At 30.9% G+C, this 13,604-nt stretch carries 11 protein-coding genes; all 11 read left to right on the forward strand.

Translation table 11 applies throughout. The features are described from left to right. Window positions 1–4 precede the first annotated feature (4 nt). The 11 genes from IPH62_13375 to IPH62_13425 all read left to right on the forward strand — a co-directional run bounded on the left by IPH62_13375 (window position 5) and on the right by IPH62_13425 (window position 13,599). Window positions 5–2,413, forward strand: coding sequence for an endo-1,4-beta-xylanase (locus tag IPH62_13375; GenBank protein MBK7106266.1), 2,409 nt, complete (start codon window positions 5–7; stop codon window positions 2,411–2,413). Window positions 2,414–2,467: 54 nt separating this feature from the next. Beyond that, window positions 2,468–3,817, forward strand: coding sequence for an acetylxylan esterase (locus IPH62_13380; GenBank protein MBK7106267.1), 1,350 nt, complete (start codon window positions 2,468–2,470; stop codon window positions 3,815–3,817). Window positions 3,818–3,881: 64 nt separating this feature from the next. After that, on the forward strand, window positions 3,882–5,618 hold the full coding sequence (locus tag IPH62_13385; GenBank protein MBK7106268.1) for a glycoside hydrolase family 43 protein: 1,737 nt from the start codon (window positions 3,882–3,884) through the stop codon (window positions 5,616–5,618). A gap of 12 nt (window positions 5,619–5,630) precedes the next feature. Then, window positions 5,631–5,840, forward strand: coding sequence for a hypothetical protein (locus tag IPH62_13390; GenBank protein ID MBK7106269.1), 210 nt, complete (start codon window positions 5,631–5,633; stop codon window positions 5,838–5,840). 30 nt (window positions 5,841–5,870) lie between these two features. Next, complete coding sequence (locus IPH62_13395; GenBank protein MBK7106270.1) at window positions 5,871–7,415, forward strand: alpha-N-arabinofuranosidase; 1,545 nt, start codon at window positions 5,871–5,873, stop codon at window positions 7,413–7,415. 139 nt (window positions 7,416–7,554) lie between these two features. Next, on the forward strand, window positions 7,555–8,382 hold the full coding sequence (gene larE / locus IPH62_13400; GenBank protein ID MBK7106271.1) for an ATP-dependent sacrificial sulfur transferase LarE: 828 nt from the start codon (window positions 7,555–7,557) through the stop codon (window positions 8,380–8,382). Beyond that, window positions 8,372–9,016, forward strand: coding sequence for a nickel pincer cofactor biosynthesis protein LarB (larB, locus tag IPH62_13405; GenBank protein ID MBK7106272.1), 645 nt, complete (start codon window positions 8,372–8,374; stop codon window positions 9,014–9,016). The genes larE and larB overlap by 11 nt, the downstream gene beginning before the upstream one ends. 4 nt (window positions 9,017–9,020) lie before the next feature. Next, a complete protein-coding gene (gene larC, locus IPH62_13410; protein ID MBK7106273.1) occupies window positions 9,021–10,190 on the forward strand; it encodes a nickel pincer cofactor biosynthesis protein LarC in 1,170 nt (389 codons plus the stop codon). After that, window positions 10,174–10,383 carry a hypothetical protein gene (locus IPH62_13415; protein ID MBK7106274.1) on the forward strand — a complete coding sequence of 70 codons (210 nt, stop codon included), beginning with the start codon at window positions 10,174–10,176 and terminating at the stop codon, window positions 10,381–10,383. The genes larC and IPH62_13415 overlap by 17 nt, the downstream gene beginning before the upstream one ends. Window positions 10,384–10,451: 68 nt before the next feature. Continuing rightward, entirely contained in the window at window positions 10,452–11,657 is a 1,206-nt protein-coding gene (locus tag IPH62_13420; GenBank protein MBK7106275.1) for a hypothetical protein, read from the forward strand. Between the two features lie 10 nt (window positions 11,658–11,667). Continuing rightward, complete coding sequence (locus tag IPH62_13425) at window positions 11,668–13,599, forward strand: DUF4038 domain-containing protein (protein MBK7106276.1); 1,932 nt, start codon at window positions 11,668–11,670, stop codon at window positions 13,597–13,599. Window positions 13,600–13,604: the final 5 nt, after the last annotated feature.

The following is a 13,604-nucleotide window of genomic DNA, read 5'->3' on the forward strand; positions in this document are numbered from 1 at the left end:
CAAAATGGAATATAAGCGAAAAAAAATCTTTATCCTCTTGCTAACATTTTTTATAGCAATATTTATTTCTGGAAATATTTTTGCACAATTAGTAACAAACGGAAGTTTTGAAAAATCTGATACAGGAGTTGTTGCGGGAGCAGAAATAAATGGATGGTTAATTCAAGTTGCTGACGGAATATCACCTTCACCGGTTTATCAAATTATTGATATTAATGCTCAAGATGGTAATAAGGCTTTAAAGATAACAATTGCAGCGGTGGCAACAAATAATTGGGATATTCAAATAGTTGCAGATAGTATTCATGCAGAGCCGGGGAAAACATATTATTACTCGATTTGGGCAAAAGCAGAGAAACCTGGTGCACAAGTAAATTTTACAGTTGGAAATTATTCATATTCGGAATATGCAGCGTTAAGACCAGCAAATCTAACTACACAATGGAAAGAATTTAAATTAACTTTTTCAGTGAGTGATGGTCAAACTGTTATTAGAGCACCAATCCATTTTAATTATGCTGGGAATGTTGGTAATACAATTTACGTTGATAATTTAAAAATTATTAGTGAAGATTTTGCGAAAACACCAATAATAGTTGAAGCTGAATCCGGAATTGTTGGTAGCAATTTTTCAGTTCAGCAAGAGGGAGATATTACTTTTGTTACAACAACAAAAAACTATACCGGACTTAGTTTCCCGGAAGATTCAAATAGTGTTATAACCTATCAAGTAGCTGTTGAAGATTCCGGAAAATATAATTTGTTTGCACGCGTTAGAGTTGGTTCCGGAACTTTTAATGATGACAGTTTTTTCTCAGGTAAAGGATTTGGCAATAAAAATGATACTTCCGCAAATGATTGGGTATTTGTAAATGGATTAGCTAGTGCTGGTTTTTCAGCAGCGGAAGATTATGTTAATGATATTGGTATTGCAGCCTCTGAAGTCTGGAAATGGGTAAATGTTACAAAAAACTTTTTCCCGGTTGATTCAACACAAGAATATTTTTATGTTGATTTAGATAGTCTTACAAACACGTTTCAAATTGCAAGCAGAGAAGACGGTTTATATTTTGATAAGTTCGCATTTGGAAAAGCCAACTTATTTTTCACTGTTGAAGATTTAGATAATTCCTTAGCCGGTAATGAAACGATGGATAAACCGGATTCTAGTAAATTTTATGAAGGACCTCCGTTTGCTGAAGGAATGCCTAAATTTTTAGGAAATGCATACGGAGATATACAGGATAACATATTTGCAAATTATTGGAATCAATTAACGCCGGGGAATGCCGGTAAATGGGGATCTGTTGCTTCTCAACAAGATACAACATTGTGGAATTGGAATGGTTTAGATAGAGCATATAATCACGCCAAAGACAATGATTTAATTTTCAAAAATCACACATTAATTTGGGGGCAGCAGCAGCCTTCTTGGATTTCTGCTTTGGATTCTGCTCAGCAAATAAAATATATTGAAACTTGGATTAGAAAAGTTGGTGAAAGATATCCGGACATCGATATGATTGATGTTGTTAACGAACCTTTAACAAATCATAATCCACCGGATGGAATTAATGGTAGAGCGAACTATAAAAAAGCATTAGGTGGAAATGGAGCAACCGGATTGGATTGGGTTATTAAGTCATTTGAATTGGCAAGAAAATATTTACCAAATACAGAACTTATTTTGAATGATTATGGAATTATAAATGATAACGCTGCAACAACATCTTATCTTCAAATAATAAATTTACTTAAAGCAAGAAATCTGATTGATGGCATTGGTGTTCAGGGTCACAGATTCGAATTAGAAAATACAAACACAAGTACTTTAAAAAGTAATTTAGATAGACTTGCGGCAACCGGATTGCCAATATATATATCTGAATTAGATTTAGGTAATCTTAATGATTCCGGAACCCCCGATGACGCAAAACAATTAGAATTATATAAAAAATATTTTCCTGTTTTATGGCAGCATCCAGGAGTAAAAGGAATTACACTTTGGGGTTATTTAGAAGGACAAATGTGGCAGACCACTTGTTTCTTGGTTCACACAGATGGAGAAAATAGACCGGCAATGGATTGGATGGTTCAATACATAAAAGATAATCCAGTTGGAGTTGAAGAAATAAAAGAATCTTTACCGACTAATTATTCATTGGAACAAAATTATCCAAATCCGTTTAACCCAGCAACAGAAATACAATTCAGCATTGTTAATACAACAAAAGTTTCGTTAAAAGTTTATGATATTTTAGGTAGTGAAATTCAAACATTAGTCAATGAAGTTAAATCACCGGGAAATTATTCAATTACATTTGATGCAAAAAATATTTCAAGTGGAGTTTATTTTTATCAATTGTCAGCAGGAAATTTTTCTGCCATAAAGAAACTTGTAGTACTTAAATAATATAAAAAAAAGACTGAGCTTTGCTCAGCTTTGCAGTACGAATTGGAATTAACAATGAGAAAATTTTTCAACTTATTTATTATCATTTTTTCAATGCAGCATTCTGCACAATCAGATACTAGTTATATATCTATTGAGCCACCGGTAATATTATCAGCAAAAGAAGACCATGCAAGATTAATGAAACTTCTGGGAATTGAATCAATCCGTCCTGGTCCATCTGGTAACCCAGCAGATTCTAATTATGCAAATGTTGATGAATCAAAAGCTTCACCATACACAAGTTTATCGGATCCACTTATATTCAAAAACGGTGAGAAAGTAACTACTTCAGAAATGTGGTTGAAAAAAAGACGAAGTGAAATTATTGAAGAATTTGAAAGAGAAATTTACGGCAGACTCCCTTTTAACATTCCAAAAGTAAATTGGGAAGTAACCAAAGTAGAAAATAGTTTCATTGAAAATATACCGGTTATTAAAAAGCACTTACTTGGTAAAGTTGATAATTCAATATATCTTCTTATAAATGTTGGAATAAAAGCAACACTTGTTCTTCCGCAGAAAATTGAAAAACCAGTTCCGATTATGATACATCTTACATTTGATTTAAGTTTGTTCCCAAATTTTGATGTATCCAAGCTTCCGCCGGATTTTAATAAATGGCAAATACAATTGTTAAATGAAGGTTGGGGATTTGTAGAATTAATTCCTACAAGTTATCAAGATGATAATGGTGCAGGATTAACAAAAGGGATTATTGGTTTATGCAATTTAGGAAAACCAAGAGACTTAGATGATTGGGGAGCTTTGCGCGCATGGGCTTGGGGCACAAGTAAAGTTTTAGATTATTTAGAATCTGATAAAAATGTTGATGCGAAAAAAGTTGGAATTGAAGGATTATCCAGATATGGCAAAGCTGCATTGGTTACAATGGCATTTGATGAACGTTTTGCAATTGGTTTTATTGGATCTTCCGGGGCAGCTGGTGCAAAATTACACCGTAGAATATTTGGGGAGCAAGTTGAAAATATTGCATCGGAATATGAATATCATTGGATGTGCGGCAATTATATAAAATATGCCGGACCATTAACTGCTAATGATCTGCCAGTTGATTCTCATGAATTAATTGCTTTATGTGCTCCTCGACCAATATTTATAGGCGTTGGTTCTCCGGAAGTAGAAGGAAATTGGATTGATGCAAAAGGAATGTTTCTTGCGGCAGTAAATGCCGGTCCGGTTTACAAACTTTTTGGTAAAAAAGATTTGGGAGTTTCAGAATTCCCTGAAATGGGTACAAAATTAATTAGTGGAGAAATTGGGTTTCGTCAACATTTTGGTGGACATACAAATTCACCTAATTGGGAAACGTTTCTTAAGTTTGCTGAAAAATATATTAAGTGAAAAACTCAAAATATTTTTTGAGTTAATAAATTTATTTAAATCATTTTAATTTTGGGAAAATATTATGAAAAATTTTTTATTATTTGCTATTCTAATTGGATTGATTTCTTGTACACAAATTGATGTTCATAAAACATATACTAACCCAATTTTAGCTGGATTTTATCCTGACCCAAGTATTACAAGGGTTGGTGACGATTATTATTTGCTAACTTCAACTTTTACCTATTTCCCTGGAATTCCGATTTTTCATAGTAAAGATTTAGTTAATTGGGAATTGATTGGGCACGCACTAGAAAATCCTAAAACATTTAATACAAATGGTTTGGGTTTATCAAGAGGAATTTTTGCACCGGCAATTAATTATCATAAAGGAATATTTTATATTACTTGCACAATTGTTGATGGCGGCGGAAATTTTGTTGTAACTTCTACAAAACCTGAAGGACCTTACTCCGATCCAATTTATCTTCCGGAAATAAATGGAATTGATCCTTCATTGCATTTTGAAGATGACGGGAAAACATATATTCTATATAACAGTGATGCACCGGAGAATAAACCTTTATACAGTGGTCACAGAACAATTAGAATGTATGAATTCGATATTGAAAATTTAAAAGTAGTTGGTGAAGAAAAAATTATAATAAATGGCGGTACTGATATTAGTAAAAAGCCAGAATGGATTGAAGGTCCGCACATTTATAAAAAATATGGATATTTCTATTTGATGGCAGCAGAAGGCGGAACCGCAGATAATCATTCAGAAGTAATTTTTAGAAGTAAAAATATTTGGGGACCATATGAATCATACAAAGGTAATCCAATTTTAACGCAAAGAACTCTTGATCCAAAAAGGAAAAATCCGGTAACATCAACCGGACATGCAGATATGTTTGAAACACAGAATGGTGAATGGTGGGCAATATTTTTAGGCATTCGTCCGTATGAACCATTCGAAAAAAATTATTACAATCTTGCACGAGAAACATTTTTAACTCCGGTTAAATGGATTGAAGACCCAAATTCCAAAGGAGATATGTGGCCAATTATTAATCCGGATTTTGCAGAAGTTAAATTTTCTTATCCGTATCCAAATATTGATATTGATGAAAAAATTAATAGTATTGAATACAGCGGAAATTTTTCGAGAACCTATGATTTTAATGAAAATGAATTACACAAAAATTTTATTTTTCTCAGAACTCCTTTAACAAAATGGTTTTGTTTGGATGAAAAGAAAAGTTATGTAGAATTACAATTGCGAGAAGAAACTTGCAGTGGATTGGGAAATCCAAGTTTTTTGGGACATCGTCAGCAGAATAATGCTTGTGTGGCAAGTACAAAATTGCAATTCACTCCAAAATCAGAAAATGAAAAAGCTGGACTTGTAATTTTCACCAATGAAAACAAACATTATTTTATATGTAAATCTTTTGAAGAAAATAAAGAAGTAATTCAATTATTTAGAAGTGTGAAAATGGACGACAATAATAATGGAATTGAATTGATTGAAAGTAGGGAAATTTTTGATGAAAATAAATCTAAAGATGTGGTTTTAAAAATTGATATAAAAGGCGGGGATTTTTCTTTCTCATATTCTTTTGATAATGAAACTTGGAATTTGATGAAGGATAAAGTTGATGGAACTTATATCCGTGCGCATATTCCGGAAGATTTTGTTGGTTCGGTATTTGGTTTGTATGCAACCTCTCTTGGAAAAGGAAGTAATAACAAAGCATATTTTGATAATTTTTATTATGAAGGAAAAGATAAAATTTATAACGATTTGAAAAATTAGTCTGAGATAAAAGTGAAGAAAATATTATTAATAATATTTATTGTTGCGACGATTGTTGTTGCACAAAAGAATAAATTAGATTTTAAAGATTATCCAATCAGCAATGTGGATATAAGAAATATTAAATTAACTGATAATTTCTGGCTACCGAAAATTAAAACTGTTCAAAATACAACAATCAATATGGAAGTATGGTTTCCGAAATCTTTACATAAATTATAAATTTCAAAAGTTAACTTGAGGAGTAAAATTATGATTAGACTTAAACATTTATTTTTGATTTACTTTATTGCCGTATTTTCAATTATTGCCGGAGACGGAAATAAAATAATTGTAAATGGTGATTTAGGAAAAGTAAAAATTGATAAAAATATTTACGGACATTTTGCTGAACATTTAGGTAATTGTATTTATGAAGGATTTTGGGTTGGAGAGAATTCACCAATCCCCAATATTCGTGGGCTTCGTAAAGATGTAATCGATGCATTAAAAGAAATTAATCCGCCGGTAATTCGCTGGCCCGGAGGATGTTTTGCAGATACTTATCATTGGATGGATGGAATTGGTCCACGTGAAAATCGTCCTTCAATTGTAAATACAAATTGGGGAGGAGTTACAGAAGATAATAGTTTTGGGACTCATGAATTTCTCGATCTCTGTGAAGTTCTTGGAGCTGAGCCATATTTGTGTGTAAATGTTGGAAGTGGAACTGTTGAAGAAGCTGCAGAATGGGTAGAGTATGTAAACTCAAATAATGAAAGTCCTATGACAAGATTAAGAAAACAAAACGGAAGAGAAAAACCTTGGAATGTAAAATATTGGGCCGTTGGAAATGAAAGTTGGGGATGCGGCGGAAATATGGAACCGGCTTATTATTCAGATGAATTTAAAAGATTTTCAACATTTATGCATGGAAGAAATTTATATAAAGTTGCAAGCGGCGGAACTGATGCTGATTATGATTGGACAGAAACAGTAATGAAAAAAACACAAAAGTTTGGACATTTAATTCAAGGATATTCATTTCACTATTACACAGTTTATCCCGGATGGAATCCCAAAAGTTCTGCTACACAATTTAAGGAAGACGGTTGGTTCGGAATGATGAAAAATACTTTTGTGGTTGATGAAAGATTAAAAAAACATGTCGGTTTAATGAATGAATATGATCCGCAAAATAAAATTGGATTGATTGCAGATGAATGGGGAAGCTGGTATGAGGTTGAACCCGGAACAAATCCCGGTTTCTTATATCAACAAAATACTTTGCGTGATGCTGTTATGGGAGCAATTTACTTAAACATTTTTAACAACAATGCAGAACGAGTTAAAATGGCAAACATTGCACAAACAATAAATGTTTTACAAGCAATGTTATTAACAAAGGAAGATCAGCTAGTTAAAACACCAACTTTCTATTTATTCAAAATGTACAAAGTTCATCAAGATGCTACTTTATTACCAATAAATATTTCGTGCGAAGATTATGAATATAATGGAGATAAAGTTCCGGCTGTAACTGCATCGGCTTCAAAATCCGCAAATGGAGATATAAATATTTCATTAGCAAATGTTAACCCAAATAAAGATTTGGAAGTTGAAATTGATTTGCGTGGAATATTAAAAGCTAATTTGGCAAAAGGTGAGATCATAAATTCTGAAAATATGAATGATTATAATGATTTTGGACAACAAGAAAAAGTGAATATAAAATCATTTTCCGGATTCAAATTATCTAATAATAAATTAAGTGTTAGTCTTCCGGCAAAATCTGTTGTAACAATTAATGTAAATTAGAGTGTAAAAAAATAGGAAAAAATTAATGGTGTTGTAATTTTTCCCTATCTTATTTACATAGTAATAACTTTAAAAAATATAGTTAATGATTTTGTTAAAAATATAATTAAAAAAATAAATTTTTTTTGAATTGAATTTTATGCCTCAAAACCTAGAAAACATCGAAACTTTATTACAAAAATTAAAGAGCGAAATTAAAAATTATGGCAGAGTAATTATTGCTTTATCCGGCGGAGTGGATTCTTGTTTAGCAACATATTTATGCAGAAAATATCTTGGGAAAGAAAACACCGTTGCTGTAATTTCCGATTCCGCAAGTCTGAAAAGAAAAGATTTAAATATTGCAATTAATTTTTGTAACGAGCATGATATTAAATACGAAATTGTTAAATCCGAAGAATTGAAAAATGAAAATTATTCTTCAAATCCAATTAACCGATGTTACTTTTGCAAAAATGAACTTTATGATAAGTTAACAAATTTGGCAACTTCTAAGTATCTAAATTATAAAATTATTAATGGAAATAACTATTCAGATTTGGGCGATTACCGACCTGGATTAAAATCTGCTTCAGAGAATAATATTCTAAGTCCATTTATTGATTGTGAAATAGTTAAAAAGTCAATTAGAGAAATTGCTAATTATTTCAATTTATCAGTTTGGGATAAGCCTTCAAGTCCTTGTTTAAGCAGCAGATTCCCTTATGGTGAATCAATAAATGAAGCAAAATTAAAAATGGTTGAAGATGCAGAAATGATTCTTAATGATTTTGGTTTTGAAGAAGTTAGAGTTAGAACAAGCGGCAGTTCGGCAAAAATTGAAGTTCCGAATAATCAAATTGATGATTTAAAAATTCATTTCAAAAAAATTGAAGAAAAATTAAAAGAATTAGGTTATGATAATTGTTTAATAGATGATGAGGGATTAATCTCCGGAAAGCTTAATAGAGTAATTTATGAATTATAATATTGATCACAATCGTAAAAATAGGATTGGATTTCCTGAAGTTATTTACGGTGAAACTAAAGATGTTGAAACACTTCTAAAAATTATTAAAGAAGTACTTAAATATGAAAAGAAAATTTTAATTACAAAACTTCAAGAAGTAAAATATTTAGAAATAAAGACAAACTTTAAAAATGTTTTTTATGATCAAAAATCCGGAATATGTTTGATTGGAAAATTTCCGGAAGTTAAAAAGAAAAATCCGGATGTAATGATTTTATCCGGCGGAACTTCAGATGAATTTGTTGTAAATGAAGCATTTTATACGGCAAAATTTTTGGCATTAAAAACAGAAAAAATTATGGATGTTGGTGTTGCCGGTGTGCACAGATTACTTGAAAAAGAAAATGCAATTTTAAAAGCAAAAGTGATTATTGTTTGCGCGGGTTTTGAAGGCGCATTGCCAACTTTAGTTTCCGGATTATTTCCTCAACCCGTAATTGGAGTTCCGGTAAGTGTAGGTTACGGTGTTGCAAAAGGCGGTACAACTGCGTTAAACTCTATGTTATCAAGTTGTGCCAATGGTTTAACAGTTACAAATATTGATAATGGTTATGGCGCAGCAATTGCCGCTTACCGAATTCTGAAAGGTTAAAATAATGACAAAGATATTAAAAATAGAAGCATTCTCCGGTGCAAGCGGCGATATGTTTTTAAGTGCGCTCGCTCAATTAACAAATTCATTTGATGAATTGATAAGTTTGCCTGCTTTATTAAATTTTGGCGATCATGCTGAAATAAAAATTACAGATGTGATGAAAAATGGAATTTCGTGCAAACATGTTAAAGTGATTGATAAGGTTCATCAACATCACCACAGACATTTAAGTGATATCATTAAAATTATAAATGAATCATCATTAAATGATAACGCAAAAAAAATTGCTTTAGACATATTTGCAATTATTGGAAAAGCAGAAGCAGAAGTTCATAATATCCCAATTGAAAAAATACATTTCCATGAAATTGGAGCGGTTGATTCAATCATTGATATTTGCGGGACAGCTTTTTTATTAGATAAACTCAATATCAAAAATTCCTATCTTACTACATTAAATACTGGAAAAGGATTTGTAAATACTGCTCATGGAAAACTTCCAATTCCAACACCTGCAACAAAATTAATACTTGAAGGAATACCATATAATTATGGAGAAGAAGAAGGTGAAAAACTTACGCCAACCGGAGCGGCAATAATTAAATATCTAAATCCACAATTTAATCAAATATCAACAAGCGATTTAAAAACTGCATACGGTGCAGGCGAAAAAGATTTTAATCTGCCAAATGTATTAAGATTATCTATTTCTGAAATTACAAATCAAGCACAAAATTTAATAATGTTGGAAACAAATTTTGATGATATGAATAATGAATTTTTGGGAATTCAATTTCAGAATCAGCTATTAAATATTGGAGCAATTGATTTTTATCTGACTCAAGTAATAATGAAAAAAGGGAGACCCGGAATTACACTTAATATAATTTGTGAACAAAGTAATCTTGATGAAATATCAAATTTTATATTAAATTTTACATCTACAATCGGTGTTAGATATTATCCAATTCAGCGAATTGAACTAAATAGAAAGTTTACACAAATTGAAACAGAATTTGGTAAGTTCAATGTGAAAGTATCTCAAATGCCAAATGGAGAAGAAAAAATTAAACCGGAATCAAACGAAATTATGGAATCTGCTTTAAAAAATAATATTAGTCCTGACTATTTATCAAACTTAATAAAGGAACGCTATGAAAAAAATAATTAATAAAATTGCTTTTGCAACACTTGCATTAACTCCTTCACTTTTTGCACATGAAGGTCATGTACATCAAGGTACATCGATAGAAATATTAGTACATAATTTTGTAACATCGCCATGGTTTTTATTTCCGGCAATATTATTAATCGCGTTTCTAAGTTTTAAAAATTACAGGAAAAGAAAAACTGCAAAATTATAAATATTAAATTTTAATAATGTTTTTATTAAATCTAATTTGAATTCATAAATTCATTAAAATAAATATTCATGAAAAAAATAATTTTTAAAATTATCATTATTCTATCTTTAACTTGTCCAAAGTATAACGCACAATTTATAGATAACTTTGATAAAGAAAACATTGAAGGATGGTTTGCGTTAGTTGGTGATGGAAACCCTAAATTAAGTTTTGTTGCCGGTAAAGAGTTTGCAACAATGCTTATTGATGGAACTGCGGATAAGCATAATGTTTATTGGACTTTAATAAAACGTGATGTTACTAAATGGCTTGATCTTTCAAAATTAGAAGATCCAAATTATCAGTTAAGAGTTGAGGCTAAAGTTAGGCTGCATAATGCTCCTCGCAGATTAAATTTTATGGTTAATACAAATCGTACAACTGATTTTCATATTGATTTAATGGAATTTGATATCGCCGATACAACTAACTGGCACGTTATAAGTATGACAACAAAAAATTTTGACGCGAAACCCGGCGATGCTGTTTATGTACAACTTTGTGCAACAGATTTCGGATTAGAAAAATACAAAGTTGATGTTGATTATTACCGCGCCGATATTGTGAATATTAATGAACTTGAACCGGATAAAGGAAACTCAGTTGCGTATCATCCGCCAATTCCAGAATTAACTAATTTTACAAATCATCTAAATGTAAATCATGATTGTATAATAAATCCAGATTATCCGGATGTAAATTTTAATGATTTTCATATAAAAGAAAATGAAGATTCTATTTATGTAATGAGTATAAATTCAAATCAGTGGGGAATATTACGTTGGGATTTTTCAAATTATAAAAATCAACAAATTTCCGATGCTGGATTATTAGAATTAACTACACACTCAATGTATAATGGTGGCAATTACATTAAAACATTTGGCGAAGATTTTGGAATTGAATTTGGTAAAGTTAGAGTTATTGAAATTTTTGCCGGCGATGATGAATGGAATCAGAATTCAGTTACTTATAATACTTTAACAAAAGGGAAAAAATATTCTGAAGTTTTTAATTCGCAAATGATTTATGATTTTGAAGTTGTACAAAATAAAGAAGGAAAAAATTTTATAACAATATCTGCACCGGTTTTAAATCGATTAATAAGTGGAACAACAAAAGGATTACTGATTCGTCCGCTTGGGGCAATAAATGCAAATTTTTATTCATTAGAAAATAAAGTAGATATTAATACATCAAAACTTCATTTCAATTCTGTTAACAGCAACCATTAAATTAAAATCAATGAAAATATTTTTATCAAAATATATTTTAGTTTTATTTCTAATCAATTCATTTGCAAATTTATTATTAGCAAATAATGCTGATACAATTCATGTTTGGGAAATGAAAGAAATAAAGTTCAATGCTGAAAATGACTATAAAAATTCTTACATGGATGTTACAATTTGGGTTGAATTAAAAGGACCAAATTTTGAAAAAAGAGTTTATGGATTTTGGGATGGCGGAAATAATTTTGTTGTTCGAATAGTTGCTACAGAACCTGGTAATTGGAAATGGAAAAGTTTTTCCAACAAAAATGATGATAATGGATTAAATAATAAATCCGGTTCTTTTAATGCAATAGATTGGACTGAAGAAGAGAAAAATAAAAATCCAAATAGAAGAGGATTCTTAAGAGCGACAAAAAACGGACATGCATTACAATATGCAGATGGAAATCCTTTTTTTATGGTTGGAGATACTTGGTTAGCCGGAAGCACTTGGCGACTACCATTTAGAAATGCAAAAACCAATAATGATTATAAACCAAGCCCAGGAATTGGTTTTGAAGATGCAGTAATGTTTAGAAAAAATCAAGGGTTTAATTCAGTAAGTATGATTTCTTGTTTCCCAAATTGGGATTCTGATATACATCCAAGCACTTATGCGGATTCCAATAATATTTTCATTAGAAATGCTTGGGAAAAATTTGGTTATGATGTAAGCGAAGCAAAAGGTATTGATGCATCGGGAGGATTAAGTTACTGGGGAACTTTTACTTCAAAAAATATGCGTGATGAATTTGGAAATCTTCCATTCGAAATGTCTAGAGATTATAAGGGTGTTTCTGATTTTACTAAAATAAATCCGGAATATTTTAAAAGTTTAGATAAGAAAATGGAATTTTTATCTCAACAAGGATTTGTATCATTACTTGAAACAGTTAGAAGAGATGTTGGTCCATCTTGGAAAGCATATTTTGATTTTGATGAAACTTTCGCAAGATTTTTCCAATATTTAATTTCTCGATACGGAGCTTATAATATTGTGTTTAGCGGAATTCATCTTGATTGGATTCCAAAAGATTTTAGTCTTACTGCTCAAGCATTTAATGAAGCTTTAACATATCATTTGGAAAATTATGGTTCTTTACCTTTCGGTCAACCTGTAACATCATTAATAAGCAGTTCAACTCATTCAGTGTTTGGTCATTATAAAGATTGTCCTTGGTTAACTATGCATAGTGTGGGCAATAAACCAAGGGATCATAGAGTTGCCGATTCTCTGGAAATTATATTTAAACTAAATCCTCCGTATCCGGCAATTAATTTTGAGCCATATTATACAGGATGGAATCATGAAATTAATAAGCCAAATGGTGAGCGTCCTCAAGCAAATTCAGAAAGAGATAATTATTTTGCAAGAGCTCAAATGTATGGTTCGGTTTTATCTGGCGGACTTAGTGGACATGTTCATGGAACTGCTGCTTACGATATTACAACAACAGGAGAACCGAATGGTGCACGTCCACATTTTTGGGAAGCGCTACAGTATGAATCTGCAAATTATATGAAACACCTTAATTCATTTATCTTTTCTGAAGGAAATAAATTTCAAAATTTATTAATTGCAAGAGATGATGTTGTTCCAAATAAAACTAAAGGAAGTCCACAAAACGGATTAGACGGATGGATTTATATGATGCGAAATTCCGAAAAAGATTTTGCACTTCTATATTTTGAAAACAAATCAGAAATTCCTATCCTAAAAAATTTTCTATCTCAAAAGGAATATTTTTTTTCTTGGTATAATACAATTTCTGGAGAATGGTTAAATAAAGTAATTGTAGAATCTGATGCAAAGGGAACAATAATAATTCCAAATTATCTAGGAAACGTAAAAATATCTTCACAAGATTGGGCTGCGAAAATTTATCTTATTAATAATAAATAAGTCTC

This window comes from Ignavibacteriota bacterium (assembly GCA_016708125.1).
In the GTDB taxonomy this organism is placed as follows: Bacteria; Bacteroidota; Ignavibacteria; order Ignavibacteriales; family Melioribacteraceae.